This is a genomic window from Pseudomonas sp. S3(2024) (assembly GCF_036861315.1).
GTDB classification, from domain to species: Bacteria; Pseudomonadota; Gammaproteobacteria; order Pseudomonadales; family Pseudomonadaceae; genus Aquipseudomonas; species Aquipseudomonas putida_A.
In genome coordinates this window covers 25,906-50,420 of record NZ_JAZAQQ010000001.1, presented here as the reverse complement: position 1 = coordinate 50,420, position 24,515 = coordinate 25,906, and the positions used below count along the sequence as shown (strand labels likewise).

Below are 24,515 nucleotides of genomic sequence, written 5' to 3'. Positions count from 1 at the left end.
GCCATGGCAGAGAGCGAAAGCGGTCAGGACAAAACAGAAGACCCCACGGACAAACGCAAAAAAGACTCCCGTGAGAAGGGTGAGATTGCCCGTTCCAAAGAGCTCAACACCCTCGCCGTGATGATGGCCGGTGCCGGTGCGCTGCTGGTGTTCGGCGGCATGCTGGCCGAAGACCTGATGGAGCTGATGCGCCTGAACTTCACTCTCTCGCGCGAGGTGATCATGGATCAGGGGGCCATGGGCAGGTTCCTGTTGCAGTCGGGCCAGATGGCGCTGTTGGCGATCCAGCCGATCATGATCACCCTGTTGCTGGCGGCGCTGATCGGGCCGATCTCCCTCGGTGGCTGGCTGTTTGCCGCCGGTTCCATGGCGCCCAAATTCAGGCGGATGAACCCGGCGGCGGGCCTGAAGCGGATGTTCTCGTTCAAGGCTGTGGTCGAGCTGCTCAAGGCGCTGGCCAAGTTTCTGATCACCCTGGGGGTGGCGTTGGTGGTGTTGTCGGCGGACGTCGATGATTTCTTGCGGATCGCCCACGAGCCGCTCGAAATGGCGATCATTCACAGCGTCACGCTGGTCGGCTGGAGTACGCTGTGGCTGGCCTGCGGCCTGATCATCATTGCCGCCGTCGACGTGCCGGTGCAGCTCTGGGAAGCGCACAAGAAACTGCTGATGACCAAGCAGGAAGTGCGCGACGAGCACAAGGATCAGGAAGGTCGGCCGGAGGTCAAGCAGCGCATCCGTCAGACCCAGCGCGAGATGTCGCAGCGGCGGATGATGGCGGCGATTCCCGACGCCGACGTGGTCATCACCAACCCGACCCACTACGCCGTCGCGCTCAAGTACGACTCGGAGAAGGGCGGCGCGCCGGTGCTGCTGGCCAAGGGCAGCGACTTCCTCGCGCTGAAGATCCGCGAAATCGCCGTCGCCAACAACGTCATGCTCCTCGAATCGCCGGGGCTGGCGCGTTCGATCTACTACTCCACCGAACTCGAGCAGGAAATCCCCGGCGGCCTGTACCTGGCGGTCGCTCAGGTATTGGCCTACGTCTACCAGATCCGCCAGTACCGCGCCGGCAAGGGCAAACGCCCGGATCCGCTGAAAGACGATCTGCCGATCCCGCCGGATCTGCGGCGCGATTCCTGACTTGACAGTAACGCAATAAAAACCGCCATCCCGATTGAACGGGGCGGCGGTTTTTTTAAGCCTGAAGACATGTGTCGACTGTGAGGCCGCCTTCGCGAGCAAGCCCGCTCCCACGGGTTCGGCGTGCAGGCACAGGTTTGTGATCGACACCAATCCCTGTGGGAGCGGGCTTGCTCGCGAAGACGTCAGCAGCCACAACGCTTCATTCAAGGCTTGTCACCGATTCCTGCTACTGCGGCAACCCCAGATTATCCAGCACCCGATTCACCGCCAACTCGCCGAGCATGATCAGTTGCGCGATCCCCAGCAGCGTCCTGCGCTGCGACGCCGGTATCAGATGGGCGAAGTCATTGGCGATGGTTCTGGCTGAAGCGAGTGTTTCGCAAGCATCGGCCAGCAGTTCTTCGTTTTTGAAGTCTGCGGTCACGGCGTACATCGAGCGGGTTTTGCGTTGAATGGGCGTGGCGCCGGGCGAGCAGAGGTAGTGGTCGAGGGCGCGGTCGGCGGCTTCGTGGAGCTTTTTTGAATCGAGGGATTCGTAGGGGGAGGTGGCGTCGGATTCGGGTGGGTTGGGTGTTGGTTTGATCATGGTGAAGCTCCGTGGTTGATTTGGCCGCCACGGCTCATCGCTAAACAAGTAAAGGTGGCGGCTGTACGCAGGTTAGCGATCCGGGTCACAGAAACCCCGGGTAGACCCGAAGGTCTCCCGCGCACAGCCACCATGACGCCAAGTGCAGATAGACAAACCTGCAATTGAGACTGGGGATTGAGCGTCTGTAAGGTATCGGATCGCTAAACCCGATCGCTGATTCGTCAGCGACCGACCCACAATAGAACCCGCCCCCAAAGCGCACAAGCCGGCGGATTCTGGCGTAGCTGTAGGCAATGGCGCAAGGATGTGTAGCCTTGGAGGCGTGTCTGGAAGTGTTCTTTAAACGCTAGGATTTAAAAGGCAAAAAAGTCGGAGTGACTGCGCAGAGGGCTATCCCACTTCCCTTGTAGGATTCGCCGTCACACCGAGCACGGCGAAATGTGCTGTGCTCGGCGATTTATGCCGGAAGAGAGAAGTTTCTCAATAGTTCATTGAGAAGTTGTCTAGGATTGAGTCGCCACCTCCATCGGTTATATCTATGTATTTAATTTTTCTATTTGGTGTTTCGGTGATGTCAACCCATATTTGATTTTGTCCATCATATGGTGGTGTGGGTTCGGCTTTGACTAGTTGTAAGTTTTCTTCATAGCATTTGTAAGATGATGGGATTCTTAAATTGTCGGCAATTCCGAATCGTATGCTTTTTGCTGGGTGTTTTAGTGTGAGTCTTATAGTTGTGCGGGGGGCAAGGTATAAATGCATAGATGTTATCTGAGGGGCATGAGTATCGCCGTAAATTAAGACTTTTACATGCCCCACAACTACCGTTACCGTCATGCTGGGGAAATCCATGACTGTACCAACAGGTTTATCACCAACTGAGCCTGTCTCGAAATCCTCTAAAGTTACTAAAGGATTTTTCAATAATTTTAAAATCAAAGTCGGAAACATAATGGGCGTCAAATTATTGGTGGTGTCTGGCAATACTTCAAAGGGTAATTTCAATTCGGTGTCATGTTTAAGGGTTGCGAGTTTTTCTCTCGTCAGTGTTTCTTTTATTCCAGAGGTTGTTTCCGTATGGGTTATTTTGTGGTTGGTCAATATCGGGATTGTGTAGTCGTCATTGTTGTCGTCTTTTCCCGAAAGTTTAAGTTGTACGATGTTATCAGTGCTGATGCCTGTCCATGGCCGTACGGTAACCTCAGCGTTTCCTTCAAAAGAATTCAAATCCAGCACGTTGTCATCCGATGCCTGTGGGATTTTCGGCGAGGGTAGCCGTGGATCTTCATCTGTGATCTTCAGCAAAGTCACCCTGGCCGCATCTGATTCACCCGCTTGTCCACCATCGCGATTCAAATCCCAGCGCAATTCGATCACCTTGCCATGTCGCGCCGCCAGAAACGCCGGGCTCAATACCGTATCCACCCGCTTGTTGTTGAACTCCACCAAAGGAAACGGTGGCGTGCCTGCTGGGGGATCGACCTCCACCAAGCGTGCCTGGTCGCCGCTCAATGCTTCAAGGAATTCGATGCGCACCGTCACCCCGTCCGGGTAGGCCAGGACATCAATCGGATCGGTGGCCGGTGCTACAAGAAACGGTGGCGGCAGTTCCCCCAGCGCCGCCCCGATGCGCAACGTCAACTCATGAGAATGCCCCAGCGTCTCGCCCGTCCGCTGAATGCTGTAATCCGCGACCACCGTGCCGTTCAGGTTGGCGGTCACGTATTTTTTATCCACGGTGATGCGTACCGGCCGGCCAGCGGTGGCGGGGATCAGGTCGACATGACTACTGATGCTGCCGCCACTGGCGGAGCCGCGCCAACGGTAGCTCACGCGATCCTTGTCGCGGGTGCCGAGGTACGGCACCACCAGCGTGGCACCGGTGGGTGGCACGTTGTCCGGATCGAGCACGTCGTTGGCATCTGCGCCCTCGACTTCCGGCCGGTCGAACGTCGGCAGTGCCACGCCGACCTGCATCATGAACGGCAGCGACTCGCGAACGCTCAACAGCCCCGTTTCGCTGTTGGTGACGACGTAATAGACCTTGACGTTCAGGCCATTGAAACGCTGGATTTCGACATTGCTCACGCTGCGCAGGACGGGCTGATTGTCCGCTACGTTGCCGACCGGGCGGGGATCTTCGTAATAAACGGTGTCGTTACCGGGCGCCTGGGCCGACCAGATCAGGTTGATCAGGTCGCTGCTGTTGCGACCGGGATACCAAGGGATCTGCACGGTTGCCCAGCGCGTTTCGGGTGGCAACGTCCCGCCCGGTGCCTCGTCGACGGTGGGGGCGACTAACTGGCTGATGTCGCCAATCACGGTGACGCTGGCATTTTTTGAGCGGCGGTCGCTTTCATCGCTGCGACGGCGCACATAGCCGACCGAGGCTGCGCCTTTGGCGATGGCTTTGACGGCGGCATTGGGGATGGGGAAATCGAGTTGGAAGGGCACATACAACACCTCTTTCTCCAGCGGCCCGACGATGATCTGCGAGCCTTGCGCCGGGGTGCCGATCCAGGTCAGGAGAACCTTGTCGCCCACCGCAAAATCGTCCTTGGTGATGTACACGCGGGCGGTCACATCGTCATCCCCGAGCTGGTCGAGGTCGATGCTGTCGGTTGGAATGCCGTTGACCAGCACCTGCGGTTCGTCCAGCCGATTGCCCCCCAGGTCCACCAGCAATTCACGCGTCGCTGACCACGGCGCACGTTCGTCCGGGTAATTACCGCAGCGGTCAATGACCTGATAAGCCACCGCGACACGATCACCGTCCCCGGCGGCGTCGATAACGGCGCGGCTGAAGACAACCTCGATCGGGTTTCTGATCGGGTCCTGGGCCTGTTCCGGCGTAACGACATGCACCACTTGCTGGCTGCCCCAGCGGGCGAGAATGCGGTCGTATCGGGTGAGGTTGCGGTAGGGCACGATGTACATCGTCACCCCGCTGGGCGGCAGGTTTTCATCGACCTCGTCATGAGAGAGGGAGAACTTGAGATCGGAGTGGCCGTCATCGCCGGGAATGTCATCGTACTCGCCGGGACGCGTGAGTTTGACCAGCAGGGTCATGACCGGTTTCGAGTCCTCCGGGGCGCCCTGGTTCTTGCGCGTGATCCGGTAGAACACTGGCGTGGCATCCCCCTCAAGTACCTGGCCCTTGGCAATGGTGAAAACCAAGTCCTGGTTGAGCTCGGCATCGTGCTCTAAGGTCTTGCTCCAGACCGCGGCGCTGTCATTGCCCCAGAACACCTCGGCCAGATCGCCAATGGACATGGTCAGCCAGGCGGGGATGATGCCTTGCAGATCGCCTTCCACGGCTCTGATGGGGATGCCGCCGTCATAGTGTTCGGCAGGGCTGAGGCTGACCAGCGCCGGAAAGTACGGAGGTCTGAGGGCTTGAGGGGCGGGGTCTGCTTGGCTGGACATTTGGCGAACTCAGGTCGGGTGGCTGGGTGACGGAGTTATTGAGCGCGCGTTGGAGGAATTAGGCACCTGTCAGATCTGACAGGTGCTGGCGGGTTTCCGACAAGTGGTCATGTGGGCTGAAGGAAAGAGCCGACAAACCGCCGCCCGGTTAAATGAGGTGGCGGTTTTTTTATGCCTGAAGACATGTGTCGGCTGTGAGGCCGCCTTCGCGAGCAAGCCCGCTCCCACAGGTTCGGCGTGCAGGCACGGGTTTGTGATCGACACCAATCCCTGTGGGAGCGGGCTTGCTCGCGAAGACGTCAGCAGCCACAACGCCTCACTCAGGGCTTGTCACAGATCCCTGCTACTGCGGCAACTCAAGATTATCCAGAGCCCGATTCACCGCCAGCTCGCCGAGCATGATCAATTGCGCAATACCCAACAGCGTCCTGCGCTGCGACGCCGGTATCAGATGGGCGAAGTCATTGGCGATGGTTCTGGCTGAAGCGAGTGTTTCGCAGGCATCGGCCAGCAGCTCCTCGTTTTTGAAGTCTGCGGTCACGGCGTACATCGAACGGCTTTTGCGTTGAATGGGCGTGGCACCGGGCGAGCAGAGGTAGTGGTCGAGGGCGCGGTCGGCGGCTTCGTGGAGCTTTTTTGAGTCGAGGGATTCGTAAGGGGAGGTGGCGTCGGTTTCGGGTGGGTTGGGTGTTGGTTTGATCATCGGTAAAGCCTCTAGAGTAATGAAGCTGACACCGTTCGCTGCTAACGAAGGAGGTGGCGGCTGTACGCGGGTTAGCAGACCAGGACTCTAGAACCCGGCGCACCGAAGTGCCCCACGCAAAGCCGCCATAACGACAACGGACTTTGTGCGTCTAGAGAAAACCCGGGCTGCTAAACCCGATCACTGAACAATTAGCGACCGACCCACAATAGAACCCGCCCCCAAGGCGCACAAGCCGGCGGATTCTGGCGTAGCTGTAGGCAATGGCGCAAGAATATGTAGCCCGCAAGGCGTGTCTGGAGGTGTCTTTTAAACGCCAGCGTTTAAAGGTGCTGCGCATGATTCTGTGGTGTCGTAGATGGCCTCTTCGCGAGCAAGCCCGCTCCCACAGAGGATCTGTGTGATACCGCCAATCTGTGTTCATTGCGGCGCGATTCCTGATAATTCAGAAGACCGCGACCTTCCGTTTATCTGAAAAAGACCTCTACCTGTTAGTTCTGACAGTGGACACACAGGGCATTCAGCTATTCCATGTTCCTTGGCAGGTTTCACGGGCAAGTCGCCTTCTGACCTGTCTTTAACATTCGCCAAGGAGAAGGTCATGCCAGAGAATTACAGAAAGCTTGAAGGAATGAGGTTTGATTTCGTTTCCGGGTCGGTGGCGAAAGAGTCCGATCATATCGCTTGCACGTTCACTTTTAATGCGGTGTTGGACTTCACGCATTTCGTGCACATGAGCGATGCGTATGTGCCGGGCTATCTCGATTCGTATATCAATGCGATCACGCCAAGGTTGGACGGGGTAGCCCACCATGCTCTCTACAACAGATTCAATAGTGCCGCTGGCAACATTGGCACCGTTAAAGAGTTGGTCAGCGTTTTTTCTTCGCCCAACAACTACTACGATATATGGAGCAGCATTGGCGGTGGCCTGCTGATGCGTTATCACAAACCACAATTTCACATGATCGGTGATCAGTTACAGGTCACGGGTGGACAGGACTTTCGATGGGAGATCGAGCCGCAGATCAAGCGGAAGATCGAGCCGCAGGATGTGCCGGACATTTACTTTGTCTGGGCACTGATTGTGTTGAAGGCATTCCCCGAAGATCCTTTTCATCAGCCTGAGGAAATCGTGACTTTGGGCGATTCTGAGGAAGCGCTTGTCGACGTGGGAGGGAAGCCGATCCGTAAGGGTACGCGCTACCTGGTGGGCCGCGATTTGCGCCTTGGTGAGATTAATCCAGAGCAAATTTTGACTGCCGGGTATCCGTGAGTGCGCGGGTTTTCTGATTTTTTTCACCTGGGCTAAGGGTGATAGCCGTCTGCGTCTGTTTTGCGGTCGGCTCCATGGCGCCCAGCTTCTGGCAAGACAATTCCCTGAAGCAAACCTCAATTTCAATCCCCGGCAAAAGTTGGAAGGCTTCTTGCAGTAGCCGCCGTGCGCCTGCTTTGGGCGTCAAAAGTTTGCTTTAAAGGAACGGGGAAAACCGGTGGATCGCTCTCAGTTATTCAACACTGCTCGCTCGAATGTTGCCGACCTCAGTCGAGGCAATCTGGGCGTGCCGTTGTTGCTGCTGGTCATGCTGGCGATGATGATGTTGCCGGTGCCGCCGTTCCTGCTGGACGTGTTTTTCACCTTCAACATCGCCCTGTCGATCGTCGTCCTGCTGGTCTGCGTGTATGCGCTGCGGCCGCTGGATTTCGCGGTGTTCCCGACCATTCTGCTGGTGGCGACGCTGCTGCGGTTGGCGTTGAACGTGGCCTCGACGCGGGTGGTGATGCTCCACGGTCAGGACGGCCACGCCGCTGCCGGTAAGGTGATTCAGGCCTTCGGTGAGGTGGTGATCGGCGGTAACTACGTGGTCGGTATCGTGGTGTTCGCGATCCTGATGATCATCAACTTCGTCGTGGTGACCAAGGGTGCCGGGCGGATTTCCGAGGTGAGCGCACGCTTCACCCTCGACGCGATGCCCGGCAAACAAATGGCGATCGACGCCGACCTCAACGCCGGTCTGATCGACCAGAACCAGGCCAAGGCCCGCCGTCAGGAAGTGGCCCAAGAGGCCGAGTTCTACGGTTCGATGGACGGTGCCAGCAAGTTCGTCCGTGGTGACGCCATCGCCGGCCTGCTGATTCTGTTCATCAACCTCATCGGCGGTATGGCTGTCGGTATCTTCCAGCACAACATGACCTTCGCCGACGCGGGCAAGGTGTACGCCTTGCTGACCATCGGTGACGGTTTGGTGGCGCAATTGCCATCACTGTTGTTATCGACAGCGGCAGCGATCATGGTGACCCGTGCTTCCGGTTCGGAAGACATGGGCAAACAGATCAACCGGCAGATGTTCGCCTCGCCAAAAGCGCTGGCGGTGGCCGCTGGTTTGATGGCGGTCATGGGTCTGGTCCCGGGCATGCCGCACTTCTCGTTCCTGAGCATGGCTGCGCTGGCTGCCGGTGGTGCGTACCTGTTCTGGAAAAAACAGAACGTCGCCAAGGTGCAGGCCCTGCAAGAGGTTCAGCGTCAGCAGGAACTGTTGCCGTCGCCGGCCCGCGCCATGGAAACCAAGGAGCTGGGCTGGGATGACGTGACGCCGATCGACATGATCGGCCTGGAAGTCGGCTATCGCCTGATCCCGCTGGTGGATCGCAATCAGGGCGGGCAGTTGCTGGCGCGGATCAAGGGCGTGCGCAAGAAGCTCTCGCAGGACCTGGGCTTCCTGATGCCGACCGTGCACATTCGCGACAACCTCGATCTGGCGCCGAGCGCCTATCGCCTGACCCTGATGGGCGTGATCCTGGCCGAAGCCGAGATCTACCCGGACCGCGAACTGGCGATCAACCCGGGGCAGGTCTACGGCACGCTCAACGGCATTACCGCCAAAGATCCGGCTTTCGGCCTGGAGGCGGTGTGGATCGAAGTCAGCCAGCGCGCCCAGGCGCAATCGCTCGGTTACACCGTGGTCGACGCCAGTACCGTGGTCGCGACCCACTTGAACCAGATTCTGTACAAGCACTCCAGCGAGCTGATCGGCCACGAGGAAGTGCAGCAACTCATGCAATTGCTGGCCAAAAGCTCGCCGAAATTGGCTGAAGAGCTGGTGCCGGGTGTGGTTTCGCTGTCGCAGTTGCTCAAAGTGCTGCAGGCGTTGCTCGCCGAACACGTGCCGGTGCGCGATATCCGCAGCATTGCCGAGGCTATCGCCAACAATGCCGCCAAGAGTCAAGATACCGCCGCCTTGGTGGCCGCAGTACGCGTCGGCGTATCCCGCGCCATCGTCCAAAGCATTGTAGGCACTGACTCCGAGCTGCCTGTGATCACCTTGGAACCAAGGTTGGAACAAATATTGCTCAATAGTCTGCAGAAGGCAGGACAAGGCTCGGAAGAGGGCGTTCTGCTGGAGCCAAGCATGGCCGAGAAGCTGCAGCGTTCGCTCATCGAAGCGGCGCAGCGCCAGGAAATGCAAGGTCAGCCGGTGATCCTGTTGGTAGCAGGCCCGATCCGCGCGATGCTCTCGCGTTTCGGCCGCCTCGCAGTCCCGGGGCTGCACGTGCTGGCCTACCAGGAAATTCCGGACAACAAGCAAGTGACCATCGTTGCGACAGTAGGGCCCAACGGCTGAGGTAGTGGTTTATGCAAGTTAAGCGTTTTTTCGCCGCCGATATGCGTCAGGCCATGAAGCTGGTTCGTGATGAGCTGGGCGCTGATGCCGCCATCATTGGCAACCGCCGCATTGCCGGCGGCGTCGAGCTGACGGCGGCGCTGGATTACAAATTGTCGGCGCTGGCGCCACGGGTTCCGAACATGGAACTCGAGGACGAGCTGCGCAAGACCCAGTCGCGCATCGTGACCGCCCAGGCCGAACTGAGCCTGCGTGGCGAAGCCGACGGCAACACCAATCGCCAATTGTTCGCCGGGCTGCCGTTGACGGCCGGCCTGCCGCTGACCGCTGCCGAGCCGTTGAGCGAACCGACTTACGCCGCCCCGGCGCGTCCGGCTCCGGCACCTGCACCGGCGGCCGCTGGTGTCGATCCGCGTGCGCTGGATTCGATGCGTTTCGAATTGAACAGTTTGCGTGAGCTGATGGAAGTGCAGCTCGGCACGCTGGCCTGGAATCAGCTGCAAGGCAGCCGTCCGGCACAAGCCAATCTGTATCGTCGTCTGCAACGCATCGGTCTGTCCGGGCCGTTGTCGCGCGATCTGCTGGCAATGATCACTGACATCGAAGAGCCGCGTCAGGCCTGGCGCATGCTGCTCGCGCACCTGGCGCGAATGATTGCCGTACCGGAAGTCGAGCCGCTGGAAGAGGGCGGGGTGATTGCCATGGTCGGTCCGGCCGGCATGGGCAAGACCACCACCCTGGCCAAACTCGCTGCGCGCTACGTGCTCAAGTACGGCGCGCAGAATGTCGCGCTGGTCAGCATGGACAGTTTCCGCATCGGTGCCCAGGAACAACTGAAGACGCTGGGGCGGATTCTCAACGTGCCGGTGACCCACGTCGATCCGGGCCAGTCGCTGGTGCAGGCGCTCGACCCGCTGCTGCGCAAACGCGTGGTGCTGATCGATACCGCCGGCTTGCAGGCCAGCGATCCGGCTTTGCGCATGCAGCTGGAAAGTCTGGCCGGGCGTGGCATCCGTTCAAAAAATTATCTGGTGCTGGCAACCACCAGCCAGAAACAGGTTCTAACCGCCGCGTACCACAGTTACAAGCGTTGCGGGCTAGCCGGCTGCATCCTGACTAAACTGGATGAGACGGCCAGCCTTGGCGAAGTGTTGAGCCTGGCGATCAGTCATGAACTGCCGGTCGCGTACCTGACCGATGGCCCACGGATTCCGGATGATCTGCATCTGCCGCGCCGTCATCAACTGGTCAGCCGCGCCGTCAGCGTGCAAATGCAGGAAGAACCCAGCGAAGAAGCCATGGCTGACATGTTCGCTGATATCTACCACAGCCCGACCAAGCAGGTTGGCTGAGGTAATGAACCGTTTTTGTACCTACATCGATGGTCTGCCATGCATTGTTCCGGTTGAGAACGCGCAGCCAGTAATGTGGCCTCCGTCTATGCAAGACAAGGTAAAGAAATAACATGGGCAGCATGCATCCCGTACAGGTGATCGCGGTGACCGGCGGCAAAGGTGGCGTCGGCAAGACTAACGTGTCAGTGAACTTGTCTCTGGCGCTGGCAGAGCTTGGCCGTCGGGTCATGCTGCTGGACGCCGATCTGGGGCTGGCGAACGTCGACGTTCTGCTGGGACTGACCCCCAAACGTACTCTGGCCGATGTGATCGAAGGCCGCTGTGAGCTGCGCGACGTGCTGTTGCAGGGCCCCGGCGGGATCAGGATCGTGCCGGCCGCTTCCGGCACCCAAAGCATGGTGCACCTGAGCCCGGCGCAACATGCCGGTCTGATTCAGGCCTTCAGCGACATCGGCGACAACCTCGATGTGCTGGTGATCGACACTGCTGCGGGTATCGGTGACTCGGTAGTCAGTTTTGTCCGCGCCGCGCAGGAAGTGTTGCTGGTGGTCTGCGACGAGCCGACCTCGATCACCGACGCCTACGCGCTGATCAAACTGCTCAACCGCGACTACGGCATGAACCGCTTCCGCGTCCTCGCCAACATGGCGCAGAGCCCTCAGGAAGGGCGCAACCTGTTCGCCAAGTTGACCAAGGTCACGGATCGCTTCCTCGACGTCGCCTTACAATACGTCGGCGCCGTGCCGTACGACGAAAGCGTGCGCAAGGCAGTGCAGAAGCAGCGAGCGGTCTATGAAGCCTTTCCGCGTTCCAAGTGCGCGCTGGCGTTCAAGGCGATCGCGCAGAAGGTCGATACCTGGCCGCTGCCTGCCAACCCGCGTGGCCACCTTGAGTTTTTCGTCGAGCGCCTCGTGCAGCAAACAGCAGGGCCTGTGTTATGACCGCAAGCGGTATGAACTACTACAAGAAGTCGGCACGTGACGCGCAGTACGAGTTGATCGAGCGTTACGCGCCACTGGTCAAGCGCATTGCCTATCACTTGCTGGCGCGCTTGCCGGCGAGTGTGCAGGTTGAAGACCTGATTCAGGCCGGGATGATCGGCCTGCTCGAAGTCTCGACCAAATATGACGCCAGCAAAGGCGCCAGTTTCGAAACGTACGCGGGCATCCGGATCCGCGGCGCGATGCTCGATGAAGTGCGCAAAGGGGATTGGGCACCGCGCTCGGTTCACCGCAATACCCGTATGGTCAGCGATGCCATTCGCTCAATTGAAGCTAAAACCGGCCGTGACGCTAAAGATCACGAGGTTGCGGCCGAACTCCAATTGAGTCTCGACGATTACTACGGGATTTTGAATGACACCCTGGGCAGCCGGCTGTTCAGTTTCGACGACCTGTTGCAGGACGGCGAACACGAAGGGCTGCACGAGGATGGCGCCAGTGCTCATCTTGAGCCGTCACGCGATCTGGAAGATGAACGCTTCCAGGCGGCGCTGGCGGACGCGATTGCCAATTTGCCGGAGCGTGAGCGACTGGTGTTGGCGCTGTACTACGACGAAGAGCTGAACCTCAAGGAGATCGGTGAAGTCCTTGGCGTCAGTGAATCGCGGGTCAGCCAGTTACACAGCCAGTGCGCGGCCCGTTTGCGGGGGCGTTTGGGGGAGTGGCGAGCGCGCTGAAGGCAGTGTGGGGACACTGCGAACGAGGCTGGTGCGGTGAGAACGGCACCGGTCTTGCTCTGTTGTGCTCCAGACAGTCTTCGAGTGCTGCGCCGATTGATTGAAGTGGCGCGTCCAGGTGCTGGGCGCGTTTAAGACTGCTTGGAGGTCGAATTGAACAAAGACATGAAAATCCTCATCGTTGATGACTTCTCAACGATGCGGCGGATCATCAAGAACCTGCTGCGCGATCTCGGGTTCACCAACACCGTCGAGGCCGACGATGGCATTACCGCCATTCCGGTACTCAACAGCGGCAGCATCGACTTTCTGGTAACGGACTGGAACATGCCGGGCATGACCGGTATCGACTTGCTGCGCCACGTGCGTGCCGATGAAAAACTCAAGCATCTGCCGGTGCTGATGGTGACCGCTGAAGCCAAGCGCGAGCAAATCATCGAGGCCGCTCAGGCCGGTGTGAACGGCTACGTGGTCAAACCTTTCACGGCTCAGGCGTTGAAAGACAAAATCGAGAAGATTTTCGAACGCATCGGCTGATGACGCGCGGGGGAGCTATGGAGCATAACGAATCTTCACAGGGCGATTTCGAGTCGACCCTGAAAAAACACGCGGTCGAACTGGTCGAGAGCCTTGAAAAAGGCAGGTTCGGCGACGCTGTGCAACTGATCCATGAGCTCAATCAGACCCGTGACCGCGGCCTGTATCAGGAAGTGGGCAAGCTCACACGCGAACTGCACAGTGCGATCGTCAATTTCCAGATCGATCCGCACATGCCGCAGGCCGAGGAAGTGTCGCAAATCACCGACGCCACCGAACGCCTGGGCTATGTGGTCAAGCTGACCGAAGCCGCGGCCAACCGCACCATGGATCTGGTGGAAAGCGCCACCCCGGTGGTCAATGGCCTGGCTGAAGAAGCCCAGGCTCTGAGCACCGATTGGGGCCGCTTCATGCGTCGTGAGGTCGGAGCTGAAGAGTTCCGCGAACTGGCGCGCCGGGTCGACGGTTTTCTGTCACGCAGCAGCACGGACAACCGTGCGGTGTCGAGCAACCTCAACGACATCCTGCTGGCTCAGGATTACCAGGACCTCACCGGTCAAGTGATCAAGCGTGTGACCCAACTGGTCACCGAAGTCGAAAGCAATTTGCTCAAACTCGTCCTCATGGCTAGTCAGGTTGACCGCTTTGCGGGCATCGAACACGACCGTGCCGCGATGCTTGCAGAAAAAGATCCACAAAAACATCTCTCGCAGGGTGAAGGTCCGCAGATTCATGCCGATAAACGAGAAGACGTTGTGTCCGGTCAGGACGATGTGGACGATTTGTTATCCAGCCTCGGATTCTAGAGTTTTGGAATTTTAGGTTTTTTGGGTTTTTAGACCTGTAGGAGCACCCCATTAATGAGCTTCGGCGCCGATGAAGAGATCCTTCAGGATTTCCTGGTTGAGGCCGGCGAGATTCTTGAGCAACTGTCCGAGCAACTGGTCGAGCTGGAAAGCCGCCCGGATGACGCAGATCTGCTCAACGCAATTTTTCGCGGTTTCCACACTGTAAAAGGGGGCGCCGGCTTCCTTCAGCTCAACGAGCTGGTGGAGTGCTGTCACATCGCCGAAAACGTGTTCGACATCCTGCGCAAGGGTGAGCGTCGCGTTGATGCAGAACTGATGGACGTGGTGCTTGAAGCACTGGACGCGGTGAACAGCATGTTCAGCGAAGTCCGTGAACGTGCACCGATCACTGCTGCAACCCCGGAACTGCTGGCCGCGCTGGCGCGTCTGGCCGAACCGCAAACGGCCGACGAAGCACCGGCTTCGCCAGTGGCCGAGATGATCGAAGAACTGGTCGTCGAAGGCGATTCGAGCGATTCGGGCGACATCACCGATAACGAATTTGAACAGCTGCTGGATTCGCTGAACGCCGTCAAGGCCGAGGCCGAAGCCCCGGTTGCTGTTGCACCTGCGCCGGCTGCCGATGCGGCCGCCAGCGATGAAATCACCGACGCTGAATTCGAGTCGTTGCTCGATCAGCTGCACGGCAAAGGCCAGTTCGCGCCGGACGCCGTGGCACCGACCGCGGCCGCTCCTGCGGCACCGGCGGCGGGTGACAGCTCGGACATCACTGACGACGAATTCGAAGCACTGCTCGATCAGTTGCACGGCAAGGGCAACTTTGCCGTGGAAGCGCTGGAATCGGCGATCGCTTCGGCGCCGGCTGCACCTGCCGCACCGGCGGCCGCCGCTGCCGGCAGCGATCTGATCAGCGATCACGAATTCGAATCGCTGCTCGACGAGTTGCACGGCAAAGGCAAGTTCACCGATGTTGGCGCCGCTGCTGCGGGCACCGCGTCGACCGTGGCCGCGCCAGCCGCCAAGGCCGCGGCTGCGCCGGTTGCAGCACCGAAAGCAGCGCCCAAGCCTGAGCCGAAAGCCGAAGCGCCAAAACCGGCCGCCGCTGCTGCACCGGCGCCGGCCCGTGCTGCCGCTGCTCCGCCGCCGGAAAAACCGGCCAGCGAAGCCGAGACCACCGTGCGGGTCGATACCGCGCGTCTCGACGAAATCATGAACATGGTCGGCGAGCTGGTGCTGGTGCGTAACCGTCTGGTGCGCCTGGGTCTCAACAGCGGCGACGAAGCCATGTCCAAGGCCGTGTCGAACCTCGACGTGGTCACGGCTGACTTGCAGACCGCGGTGATGAAGACCCGGATGCAGCCGATCAAGAAGGTCTTCGGGCGCTTCCCGCGTCTGGTTCGCGACCTCGCGCGTCAGCTCAAGAAAGAGATCAATCTGGAACTGGTGGGTGAAGAAACCGACCTCGACAAAAACCTGGTCGAGGCCCTGGCCGACCCGTTGGTCCACTTGGTGCGCAACGCGGTCGACCACGGCATCGAATCGCCGGAAGAGCGCGAAGCTTCGGGCAAGGCCCGTGGCGGTCGCGTGGTACTGGCCGCCGAGCAGGAAGGCGATCACATCCTGTTGTCGATCTCCGACGACGGCAAGGGCATGGACCCGAACGTCCTGCGTTCGATCGCGGTAAAACGCGGTGTGATGGACAAGGACGCGGCCGATCGCCTGAGCGATACCGAGTGCTACAACCTGATTTTCGCCCCGGGTTTCTCGACCAAGACCGAGATCTCCGACGTGTCCGGCCGCGGTGTCGGCATGGACGTGGTGAAAACCAAGATTTCCCAGCTCAACGGTTCGATCAACATCTACTCGACCAAGGGCCAGGGCTCGAAGATCGTCATCAAGGTGCCGCTGACGCTTGCGATCATGCCGACCCTGATGGTGATGCTCGGCAATCAGGCGTTTGCGTTCCCGTTGGTCAACGTCAACGAAATCTTCCACCTTGACCTGTCGACCACCAACGTGGTGGATGGCCAGGAAGTGGTGATCGTGCGGGACAAGGCGCTGCCATTGTTCTACCTCAAGCGCTGGCTGGTCAGCTCCGCCGCTCACGAAGAGCAGCGCGAAGGCCATGTGGTGATCCTTTCGGTGGGCACCCAGCGGATCGGCTTCGTCGTCGATCAACTGGTCGGCCAGGAAGAAGTGGTCATCAAGCCATTGGGCAAAATGCTGCAGGGCACTCCGGGCATGTCCGGCGCCACCATCACCGGTGACGGCCGCATCGCGCTGATTCTTGATGTTCCAAGCATGCTCAAGCGTTACGCGACGAAGCGTATTTGAATCCGGGGCAGCGGGGCGACGACGTCCCGCTGCACCTAATGGAGTGTTTATGGCAGTCAAAGTCCTGGTGGTGGACGATTCGGGTTTTTTCCGCCGCCGCGTCTCGGAAATTCTTTCAGCGGATCCGAGCATCCAGGTGGTCGGTACGGCCACCAACGGTAAAGAGGCGATCGATCAGGCCCTGGCCCTCAAGCCGGACGTGATCACCATGGACTACGAGATGCCGATGATGGATGGCATCACGGCGGTGCGGCACATCATGCAGCGCTGCCCGACCCCGGTGTTGATGTTCTCCTCGCTGACGCACGAAGGCGCCCGGGTCACCCTGGATGCGCTGGACGCCGGTGCGGTGGATTTCCTGCCGAAGAATTTCGAAGACATCTCGCGCAACCCCGAGAAGGTCAAGCAACTGCTGTGCGAGAAGGTCCACAGCATCTCGCGCAGCAATCGTCGTTTCAGTGCCTACAGTGCGCCGGCTCCGGCCGCTGCACCGACGCCTGCGCCAGCCCCGGCGGCTTCGAGCTTCAGCAGCCACAGCGCTGCTGCACCGACGCGTCCGGCGCCTGCTCCAGCACCTGCGCGTGCGCCAGCCGCCAGCGCTTCGTCGCCGGCACCGAAACGCAAAGCCTACAAACTGGTTGCCATCGGCACCTCGACCGGCGGCCCGGTTGCCCTGCAACGGGTGCTGACCCAATTGCCGGCGAACTTCCCGGCGCCGATCGTGCTGATCCAGCACATGCCCGCGGCGTTCACCAAGGCGTTTGCCGAGCGTCTGGACAAGCTGTGCCGCATCAGCGTCAAGGAAGCCGAGGATGGCGACATCCTGCGTCCGGGCCTGGCGCTGCTGGCTCCGGGTGGCAAGCAGATGATGATCGACGGCCGTGGCGCGGTGAAAATCCTGCCGGGCGACGAGCGTCTGAATTACAAGCCGTGCGTGGACATCACCTTCGGTTCCGCAGCCAAGTCCTACGGTGACAAAGTTCTGGCGGTGGTGCTCACCGGCATGGGCGCCGACGGCCGCGAAGGCGCACGTTTGCTCAAGCAGGGCGGCAGCTCGGTATGGGCACAAGACGAAGCCAGTTGCGTGATCTACGGCATGCCGATGGCCATCGTCAAAGCCGATCTGGCTGACGCGGTCTACGGCCTGGACGACATCGGCAAGCACATCGTCGAGGCGTGTATCTGATGGATGTTTTAAGCCTTATCGGGATTATTCTGGCGTTCGTCGCCATCATCGGCGGCAACTTCCTTGAAGGCGGCCACCTCGGCGCGCTGGCCAACGGCCCGGCGGCGCTGATCGTTCTCGGGGGCACCATCGGTGCCGCGCTGCTGCAATCGCCGATGAGCGCGTTCAAGCGCGCCATGCAGATTCTCGCCTGGATCCTGTTTCCGCCACGGGTGGACCTGGCCGGCGGCATCGACCGCGTGGTCAACTGGAGCCTCACCGCGCGCAAGGAAGGCCTGCTCGGCCTGGAAGGCGTCGCCGATGCCGAACCGGACAACTACTCACGCAAGGGCCTGCAACTGCTGGTCGATGGCGCCGAACCGGAAGCGATCCGCAGCATCCTCGAAGTGGACTTCTACACCCAGGAAGCGCGCGACATCGAGGCCGCCAAAGTCTTCGAAAGCATGGGCGGCTACGCGCCGACCATCGGCATCATCGGTGCGGTGATGGGCCTGATTCATGTGATGGGCAACCTCGCTGATCCGACCCAATTGGGCAGCGGCATTGCCGTGGCATTCGTCGCGACCATCTACGGCGTGGCCAGTGCCAACCTGGTGTTGCTGCCGGTGGCGGCCAAGCTCAAGTCAATCGCGTTGCGGCAGTCGCGTTATCGCGAAATGTTGTTGGAAGGTATTTTGTCGATCGCCGAAGGTGAAAACCCTCGCTCTATCGAGCTGAAGCTTCAGGGCTTCATGGATTGATGGGGGTAATGGACTATGGCTCGCCGCAGGCATCAGGAAGAACACGTTAATCACGAGCGCTGGCTCGTGTCCTACGCGGATTTCATCACGCTGTTGTTCGCGTTCTTTGTGGTGATGTACTCGATCTCGTCGATCAACGAAGGCAAGTACAAGGTCATTTCCGAGGCGCTGATCGGGGTTTTCACTGACTCCGATCGCTCGCTCAAGCCGATCCCGATCGGTGAGGAACGGCCAAAGACCGTGACCCCGGCCAAGCCGTTGGTCAAGGACAGCGAGCAGGTCGATGCCGGTATCGCCGGGGCCAGCGATCCGCTGAAAAGTATTGCCGATGACATCAGTGCCGCGTTCGGCGACTTGATCGCTTCCAACCAGATGACCGTGCGCGGCAACGAGTTGTGGGTCGAGATCGAACTCAATTCCAGCTTGTTGTTCGGCAGTGGCGACGCAATGCCGAGTGATATCGCGTTCAACATCATCGACAAGGTGGCGGCGATCCTCAAACCGTTCGACAACCCGATCCACGTCGAAGGCTTCACCGACGATCAGCCGATCCGTACCGCGCAGTACCCGACCAACTGGGAACTGTCCTCGGCGCGTTCGGCGAGTATCGTTCGGATGCTGGCGATGCAGGGCGTCAACCCCGGGCGTCTGGCCTCGGTGGGCTACGGTGAGTTTCAGCCGGTGGCCAACAACGCCACCGCCGAAGGCCGGGCGAAAAACCGTCGTGTGGTGCTGGTGGTGTCGCGCAACCTCGATGTGCGCCGCAGCCTGACCGGTACCGGTACTGCCAATGCACAACCGGACGCGGCATTGAAGCGCGCTGGCACACAAACTGCACCGTCCCCGGTCAAGACGCCGGGACGCGAGAGTGCCGTCAATTCTCCGTCGCCCGCATTAATACGCTGAGCTATGTCTCGGTCGAGCATCTCGACCGGGAGGAACGAACCGAATGAGAGTCTGGGCAGTCGCCAATCAAAAGGGTGGTGTCGGTAAAACCACATCTTCCATCGCTTTAGCCGGATTGCTGGCGGAGGCGGGCAAGCGCGTGGTTGTGGTCGATCTCGACCCGCACGGCTCGATGACCAGCTATTTCGGCTACGACCCCGACAGCCTGGAGCACAGCAACTACGACCTGTTTCTGCACAAGGGCAGCGTGCCGCAAGGCTTGCCCGGGCAGTTGCTGCTGTCGACCAGCGACGAACGTATTTCCCTGTTGCCGTCGAGTACCGCACTCGCCACCCTTGAGCGCCAGTCGCCGGGGCAGAGTGGTTTGGGCCTGGTGATCGCCAAGAGTCTGGCGCAGCTGTGGCAGGATTTCGATTACGCGATCATCGACAGCCCGCCGTTGCTCGGTGTGCTGATGGTCAACGCCCTGGCCGCGAGCCAGCAACTGGTGATCCCGGTGCAGACCGAGCACCTGGCCGTCAAAGGCCTGGAACGCATGGTCAACACCCTGGCGATGATCAACCGCTCGCGCAAACAAGCGCTGCCGTTCAGCATCGTGCCGACCCTGTTCGACCGCCGCACCCAGGCGTCGCTGGGCACCTTGCGCGTGCTGCGTGACAAATTCCCGGAAGAGATCTGGCAGGGTTACATCCCGGTCGATACCCGTCTGCGCGACGCCAGCCGGGCCGGGGTCACGCCTTCGCAGTTCGACGGCAAGAGTCGTGGCGTGCTGGCTTACCGCGCGCTGCTCAAGCATCTGCTGGCGCAACAACTTGTTCCGCAGGTGGCTTGAGCATGAATCGGCCGATCAAACTGACGTCGCGTCCGCAACTGGCGTTGCAGTCCTATCTGGACAGCTTGCTGCAGGAAATCCCTGACGAGTTGCCGCCGGTGGAAGTGCCGGTCGAGACGCCGGTCGAGGTGGTCGAAAGCGCTGCGGCGCTGGATGAATTCCAGGCTGCGGTACTGGAAGAGCAGGCGCGTGATGCGCAGAAAGCCGCCAAGCCTGCCGCCCCGGTTGCCGCGCCTGCCGCCGCACCCATCGCCAAGGCGCCAGTGGCGTTGATCGAAGAAGCCGAGCCGCCACGCGCGCCGGTTTCGACACTCGCACCGCTGTTGCAAACCCAATTGCTGAAAACCGCGCCGGAACCGGTCGTGGCCGAACCGGTGCCGGTGGCACCGGCCCCCGTCGAACAGACGCTGGTGCCGCCAGTGGTGGAAGTGCACCTGCCACCGAGCAACACGCCGCCACCGGTGGAAACCGATGGCCGTCCGGCCTGGGCCTCGGAAGCCTTCGAATGCCTGTTGTTCGACGTCGCCGGCCTGACCCTCGCCGTGCCGCTGGTGTGCCTTGGTTCAATCTATTCGCTGGCCGGCCATGAGCTGACGCCGCTGTTCGGTCAGCCGGAGTGGTTCCTCGGGATCCTGCCGAGCCAGGCCGGCAATCTGAAAGTGTTGGACACGGCGCGTTGGGTCATGCCGGATCGCTATCGCGATGACTTCCGTCAGGGCCTGCAGTACGTGATTTCGGTACAAGGTTACGAATGGGGCCTGGCGGTGCATCAGGTCAGCCGTTCGTTGCGTCTGGATCCGAATGAAATCAAATGGAGAAGTCACCGGGGTCAGCGGCCATGGCTCGCCGGCACGGTGATCGAGCACATGTGTGCATTACTTGATGTAGCCGCGCTGGCCGAGTTGATCGCCAGCGGCGGGGCAAAGCACTTGGGTGGCCACAAGCCGCTACATAAATCGACATAGCAGCCGACATAACAGTCAGGCGAAGGCATTGTTCAATGCCTCCACACAGAACACACACCGCCCAGTGCGGTTTTTTCGAGGGGTCAGGGTATGAGTAGTCAGGCGACGAATGCAAAAGGTTCTGAAGATCCGATCCTGCAATGGGTGACCTTCAAGCTGGACAACGAAACCTACGGCATCAACGTGATGCGCGTTCAGGAAGTCCTGCGTTACACCGAAATCGCGCCGGTACCGGGTGCGCCAAGCTACGTGCTGGGCATCATCAACCTGCGCGGTAACGTGGTCACCGTGATCGACACCCGTCAGCGCTTCGGCCTGAACAGCGGCGAGATCAGCGACAACACCCGTATCGTCATCATCGAAGCCGACAAGCAAGTGGTCGGGATCATGGTCGACAGCGTGGCCGAAGTGGTTTACCTGCGTCAGTCGGAAATCGAGACTGCGCCGAACGTCGGCAACGAAGAGTCGGCCAAGTTCATCCAGGGCGTGTGCAACAAGAACAACGAGTTGCTGATCCTGGTCGAGCTGGACAAGATGATGAGCGAAGAAGAATGGTCGGAACTGGAGAGCATCTGATTGATTCTCGAGGTAGCGGTCATTGTCCTGTTCCTCTTTTGGGCAGGCACGCTGGCAATGTTTCTGGCGTACATCAAGGCGCAGCGGGTGATCGCTGCGCAACAGGCCCAGGGCGATGCGCTGCGTGACCAGCGCATCAAGGACCTGGCCAAGCGTGTCGACGACTATCAGAACGGCAACGTGCGCATGGGCGAAGCCCTGCACGAACTGCGCTCGGTAGTCGGTCCGTTGCCGGACAAGATTGTCGCGCTGGAACAACGCGACCCGTCGAGCCTGTCGTTCGCCCAGGCGGCGAAACTGGTGGGCATGGGCGCGAGCGTCGATGAGCTGACCCAGTCCTGCGGCTTGACCCAGGCCGAGGCGGAGTTGATGCGCAAGCTGCACAGAAGCTGATATGCGTAGAGGCATGTCATTTGAATAAGAATCGCCGGTCATGCCGGCGATTTTTTTTGCGCTCGATTTTGTTGCCTGATTCGCCCATGGCCGTCTGTCTGAACTGGTATTTCTGACAGTAGAGAATCTCGCTCATCGCTCCTCACACTTCTCGTGACTCGCGATAGTCCCGTCGGCTTTTTCAGGCAGACGCGTCTGATCGCCAATTCACCGATCCAGCCAATCGTGGAGTGGGTATGCATTTGCCAGCCAGAATCGAGCGCGTGAAAAAAGTCCGGTCACCCGGTGTTGCCGCCCTGTGGCTGGCAGTCGTGCTGCTCCTGACGGCTTGTCAGGCTCAGGTCAGCAGGCTTGCTCCAGAAGCCGATATTGCTGACCGGCAAAATTGTCACGGTGTCCACCTGGTCAATGTCGTTGCGCATATGGACGACGATCTGCTGTTTATTGATCCGCGGATTTCGCAAGTTCTGGCTGCCGGCGGCTGTGTGACCAGTATCTTCATGAACGGTGGCAGTTCTGGCGCCGGTTTCGACTATGTACTGAAGCGCGAAAGCGCATCGAGAAAAGCCTATGAGAAAATGCTGGGTTTTGCGATCGGGTGGACGCCTTACCTGATATTCACTGATTCAGCCATTGTGATGAGCGTCAAGGCCAATGAGCGACCTGGATTGAAGCTCATATTTTTGCGTGTGCCGGGAGGGGACGTTCGTGGTGGAGATGTGCCGCTGGCCGATTTGCTCGACCTCGATAAAACTGTTCGGAGTTGGCCCTATCTGGACTCGGCTTCAGGTCCGGTAAACCTCTACAGTCGAACATCTTTTGTGCAGCTCTTGACTGAGCTGATCGTCAATGAAGGAGCCACCCGGGTGTATGCACTCAATCCGGACACCGTCCCGTACACGGAGCATCCTGACCATATTTATTCGGCACGTTTGACGCGCCTGGCCTTGCGCGGGATCAGTGCAGATATCCCGGTGGTTTATCACGAGACCTATCCCTCGGCGGCCGTCGCTCCTAACGTGGACCCGGCAGCGGTGCAGGCGAAACGGCATGTTGTCGCCAGTTACTTTCATTTTGAAGGGGCTGAGCCAGTCAGCAGTGCGTACAGTGAAGCCACCTGGAATGGCAATTGGGTGGCGCGACTCAATTTCACGCTCAGCCATGCTCACGCTGCCGGGCCACTGGTCAATATCCCTTTCAGACCGCTAGTCAATTTCCAGACGCAACAGTGCCTGGTTGCCAATGGATTGGGGCAGCAGGTGACACTGGATGGATGTGAGCCAGACGCTGACCAGCGCTGGGCGTTTGTGCCCTCCGACATTGCAGTCGGCGCGAGCAGGGGAGTTGCACTGCTGAAAACAGCCTCTGGCCATTGCATAGCGCGTCAGAATGGCCAATTGATCGAACGCGCATGTGAAAGCAATGAGCCCTCTCAACACTGGACTCCGTGGGATTTCGGGAAAATCTATGTTCCCGGAGCGCAGGGGCAATGCCTGGACGGAGTACAGCCGAGCTTGATAGCGGATTGCAGGGAGTTTGCGGGTTCTACGTTGTGGGTGCGCAGCATCGATAACATCGACAGCAATGATTCGATGGAAGTGGCGCTGACGGGGGATGTCATCGGTGACGGGACGAACCGGACGGTACAAGTGCAGCGCCGGCAGGATGGTCCAGGTGTCGATATTTGGGTCACGTCGCTGGACGCAGACGCGATTGCATCCGAGAAATGGCATGAGGACAGACTTCTATTTGATCCAGACTCTTTTGATTCCGGGTGTGCTACAGCCCTTTGCTACGACACTACGCGCTATCTGCTGGCGGATTTCACAGGTGACGGCAAGGCTGATCTGATGGCGATATCGCCCGGAAACGCTGACGAAACCATTTTCAGGCTATTGAAGAATGAAGGCGGGCATTTTGCTGATCCGGTTATCTGGCGTTCGGTTCCGCAAGGGCATGCCTACCGGCAAGCTCAGCAATATCTGGCTGGCGACTTCAGAGGCGTCGGCAAGCAAGATGTGTTGATTGTGCAAACCCTGAATAACACAGTGTCCGATTTTTGGCTGATGGAGAATAAAGGGGCGAGTCTGGGCATTCCCGCTCATTGGGGAGATGCTCGAAAAAACCCATTGCCGGTCCATTTCTACAGCGCCAGACTGGACAACGATGGCAAGGATGATGTGCTCGCTGTTGATTCAAGTGAGCAGTTCTTGAAGCTGCTCACCTACAGGAGCAGCGGCCGTTCTCTGGATTTTGAAAAAGTCTTGGAATTGCCGGGCTTCTATTCTGCGCGTTCAAAGACCGCAGTGCTGGATTCGCCGATTACCAAACTGACCGATGTATGGGTGCTGCACGCTCGATCAGACGGTAGTGATATCAATTTCTGGAAAGTCGCAAATCCTGGCGGCGGAGAGTTCGAAGAGCCTTCGTCTCCGGCTTTCGAGACGAGCGTGCTTAATTGGGCCGACGTGCGGCCTTACGGGCTGGGGACGGGCAGGCAGATCCTGCTTCCCTATCGCGTCAACGATCCTGTGCATGAGTATTACTGGCGAATCGGGAAAGTCGGCTTCAAGGCACTGAATCTGTCCGAGCAAGGTAGGCCCGTCGGGATCAGGGATTATGGACGTTCACAGCGGTTTGAATGGGCGAACCTGCAGTGGCGAGCGCGCTTGAATTGAATGTCGAGCGGGAACGCGTGCACTTGAGCCTGTATCCGG

General features: G+C 59.5%; 20 protein-coding genes. 17 read left to right on the top strand and 3 right to left on the bottom strand.

Going from position 1 to position 24,515, the window contains the following annotated elements:
* Nucleotides 1–3: 3 nt before the first annotated feature.
* Nucleotides 4–1,143 carry a flagellar biosynthesis protein FlhB gene (flhB, locus tag VLA07_RS00245; protein ID WP_333988208.1) on the top strand — a complete coding sequence of 380 codons (1,140 nt, stop codon included), beginning with the start codon at nt 4–6 and terminating at the stop codon, nt 1,141–1,143.
* 229 nt (nt 1,144–1,372) lie between these two features.
* Here the strand turns inward: flhB and VLA07_RS00240 are convergent, their stop codons facing one another.
* From VLA07_RS00240 to VLA07_RS00230, 3 genes are all read right to left on the bottom strand, one after another.
* Nucleotides 1,373–1,732, bottom strand: a complete 360-nt coding sequence (locus VLA07_RS00240; protein ID WP_333988207.1) for a DUF6124 family protein — start codon at nt 1,730–1,732, stop codon at nt 1,373–1,375.
* A 483-nt stretch (nt 1,733–2,215) separates the two neighbouring features.
* Entirely contained in the window at nt 2,216–5,161 is a 2,946-nt protein-coding gene (locus VLA07_RS00235) for a hypothetical protein (RefSeq protein WP_330207328.1), read from the bottom strand.
* A 343-nt stretch (nt 5,162–5,504) separates the two neighbouring features.
* Entirely contained in the window at nt 5,505–5,864 is a 360-nt protein-coding gene (locus VLA07_RS00230; RefSeq protein WP_333988206.1) for a DUF6124 family protein, read from the bottom strand.
* 601 nt (nt 5,865–6,465) lie between these two features.
* On the opposite strand from VLA07_RS00230, the gene VLA07_RS00225 reads away from it, so the two are divergent.
* From VLA07_RS00225 to VLA07_RS00150, 16 genes are all read left to right on the top strand, one after another.
* Entirely contained in the window at nt 6,466–7,140 is a 675-nt protein-coding gene (locus VLA07_RS00225; protein WP_333988205.1) for a hypothetical protein, read from the top strand.
* A gap of 217 nt (nt 7,141–7,357) precedes the next feature.
* Nucleotides 7,358–9,487, top strand: a complete 2,130-nt coding sequence (gene flhA, locus VLA07_RS00220) for a flagellar biosynthesis protein FlhA (protein ID WP_027613918.1) — start codon at nt 7,358–7,360, stop codon at nt 9,485–9,487.
* Nucleotides 9,488–9,498: 11 nt separating this feature from the next.
* On the top strand, nt 9,499–10,839 hold the full coding sequence (flhF, locus tag VLA07_RS00215) for a flagellar biosynthesis protein FlhF (protein ID WP_095139383.1): 1,341 nt from the start codon (nt 9,499–9,501) through the stop codon (nt 10,837–10,839).
* A 113-nt stretch (nt 10,840–10,952) separates the two neighbouring features.
* Complete coding sequence (gene fleN, locus VLA07_RS00210; protein WP_003222917.1) at nt 10,953–11,783, top strand: flagellar synthesis regulator FleN; 831 nt, start codon at nt 10,953–10,955, stop codon at nt 11,781–11,783.
* The gene (fliA, locus tag VLA07_RS00205) at nt 11,780–12,520 is read left to right on the top strand and encodes an RNA polymerase sigma factor FliA (RefSeq protein ID WP_007920004.1); all 741 of its coding nucleotides are present in this window, start codon (nt 11,780–11,782) and stop codon (nt 12,518–12,520) included. Before fleN ends, fliA begins: the two co-directional genes overlap by 4 nt.
* 165 nt (nt 12,521–12,685) lie before the next feature.
* Nucleotides 12,686–13,057 carry a chemotaxis response regulator CheY gene (locus VLA07_RS00200; protein WP_008072643.1) on the top strand — a complete coding sequence of 124 codons (372 nt, stop codon included), beginning with the start codon at nt 12,686–12,688 and terminating at the stop codon, nt 13,055–13,057.
* A 17-nt stretch (nt 13,058–13,074) separates the two neighbouring features.
* Entirely contained in the window at nt 13,075–13,863 is a 789-nt protein-coding gene (locus VLA07_RS00195) for a protein phosphatase CheZ (protein ID WP_027613919.1), read from the top strand.
* Nucleotides 13,864–13,917: 54 nt separating this feature from the next.
* On the top strand, nt 13,918–16,200 hold the full coding sequence (locus VLA07_RS00190; protein ID WP_333988200.1) for a chemotaxis protein CheA: 2,283 nt from the start codon (nt 13,918–13,920) through the stop codon (nt 16,198–16,200).
* Between the two features lie 49 nt (nt 16,201–16,249).
* Nucleotides 16,250–17,386, top strand: a complete 1,137-nt coding sequence (locus tag VLA07_RS00185; RefSeq protein ID WP_095139385.1) for a protein-glutamate methylesterase/protein-glutamine glutaminase — start codon at nt 16,250–16,252, stop codon at nt 17,384–17,386.
* On the top strand, nt 17,386–18,126 hold the full coding sequence (locus VLA07_RS00180) for a flagellar motor protein (RefSeq protein WP_007967839.1): 741 nt from the start codon (nt 17,386–17,388) through the stop codon (nt 18,124–18,126). Before VLA07_RS00185 ends, VLA07_RS00180 begins: the two co-directional genes overlap by 1 nt.
* Nucleotides 18,127–18,141: 15 nt before the next feature.
* Entirely contained in the window at nt 18,142–19,032 is an 891-nt protein-coding gene (gene motD / locus VLA07_RS00175) for a flagellar motor protein MotD (protein WP_027613922.1), read from the top strand.
* A gap of 43 nt (nt 19,033–19,075) precedes the next feature.
* The gene (locus VLA07_RS00170; RefSeq protein WP_003222933.1) at nt 19,076–19,864 is read left to right on the top strand and encodes a ParA family protein; all 789 of its coding nucleotides are present in this window, start codon (nt 19,076–19,078) and stop codon (nt 19,862–19,864) included.
* Nucleotides 19,865–19,866: 2 nt separating this feature from the next.
* Entirely contained in the window at nt 19,867–20,829 is a 963-nt protein-coding gene (locus VLA07_RS00165) for a chemotaxis protein CheW (RefSeq protein ID WP_333988199.1), read from the top strand.
* Nucleotides 20,830–20,919: 90 nt separating this feature from the next.
* The gene (locus VLA07_RS00160; RefSeq protein ID WP_003222936.1) at nt 20,920–21,405 is read left to right on the top strand and encodes a chemotaxis protein CheW; all 486 of its coding nucleotides are present in this window, start codon (nt 20,920–20,922) and stop codon (nt 21,403–21,405) included.
* Complete coding sequence (locus tag VLA07_RS00155) at nt 21,406–21,798, top strand: DUF2802 domain-containing protein (RefSeq protein WP_007961680.1); 393 nt, start codon at nt 21,406–21,408, stop codon at nt 21,796–21,798. It abuts the gene before it with no gap.
* A 236-nt stretch (nt 21,799–22,034) separates the two neighbouring features.
* Entirely contained in the window at nt 22,035–24,476 is a 2,442-nt protein-coding gene (locus tag VLA07_RS00150) for a carbohydrate-binding protein (RefSeq protein ID WP_333988198.1), read from the top strand.
* Nucleotides 24,477–24,515: the final 39 nt, after the last annotated feature.

Bases quoted from the DNA above. Each gene is read 5' to 3' on its own strand.
- VLA07_RS00180 (WP_007967839.1), top strand. From the start codon at position 17,386: ATGGATGTTTTAAGCCTTATCGGGATTATTCTGGCGTTCGTCGCCATC.
- VLA07_RS00170 (WP_003222933.1), top strand. From the start codon at position 19,076: ATGAGAGTCTGGGCAGTCGCCAATCAAAAGGGTGGTGTCGGTAAAACC.
- flhF (WP_095139383.1), top strand. From the start codon at position 9,499: ATGCAAGTTAAGCGTTTTTTCGCCGCCGATATGCGTCAGGCCATGAAG.
- VLA07_RS00165 (WP_333988199.1), top strand. From the start codon at position 19,867: ATGAATCGGCCGATCAAACTGACGTCGCGTCCGCAACTGGCGTTGCAG.
- flhB (WP_333988208.1), top strand. From the start codon at position 4: ATGGCAGAGAGCGAAAGCGGTCAGGACAAAACAGAAGACCCCACGGAC.
- VLA07_RS00235 (WP_330207328.1), bottom strand. From the start codon at position 5,161: ATGTCCAGCCAAGCAGACCCCGCCCCTCAAGCCCTCAGACCTCCGTAC.
- VLA07_RS00190 (WP_333988200.1), top strand. From the start codon at position 13,918: ATGAGCTTCGGCGCCGATGAAGAGATCCTTCAGGATTTCCTGGTTGAG.
- VLA07_RS00200 (WP_008072643.1), top strand. From the start codon at position 12,686: ATGAAAATCCTCATCGTTGATGACTTCTCAACGATGCGGCGGATCATC.
- VLA07_RS00225 (WP_333988205.1), top strand. From the start codon at position 6,466: ATGCCAGAGAATTACAGAAAGCTTGAAGGAATGAGGTTTGATTTCGTT.
- fliA (WP_007920004.1), top strand. From the start codon at position 11,780: ATGACCGCAAGCGGTATGAACTACTACAAGAAGTCGGCACGTGACGCG.
- VLA07_RS00230 (WP_333988206.1), bottom strand. From the start codon at position 5,864: ATGATCAAACCAACACCCAACCCACCCGAAACCGACGCCACCTCCCCT.
- VLA07_RS00160 (WP_003222936.1), top strand. From the start codon at position 20,920: ATGAGTAGTCAGGCGACGAATGCAAAAGGTTCTGAAGATCCGATCCTG.
- VLA07_RS00150 (WP_333988198.1), top strand. From the start codon at position 22,035: ATGCATTTGCCAGCCAGAATCGAGCGCGTGAAAAAAGTCCGGTCACCC.
- VLA07_RS00195 (WP_027613919.1), top strand. From the start codon at position 13,075: ATGGAGCATAACGAATCTTCACAGGGCGATTTCGAGTCGACCCTGAAA.
- motD (WP_027613922.1), top strand. From the start codon at position 18,142: ATGGCTCGCCGCAGGCATCAGGAAGAACACGTTAATCACGAGCGCTGG.
- VLA07_RS00240 (WP_333988207.1), bottom strand. From the start codon at position 1,732: ATGATCAAACCAACACCCAACCCACCCGAATCCGACGCCACCTCCCCC.
- fleN (WP_003222917.1), top strand. From the start codon at position 10,953: ATGGGCAGCATGCATCCCGTACAGGTGATCGCGGTGACCGGCGGCAAA.
- VLA07_RS00185 (WP_095139385.1), top strand. From the start codon at position 16,250: ATGGCAGTCAAAGTCCTGGTGGTGGACGATTCGGGTTTTTTCCGCCGC.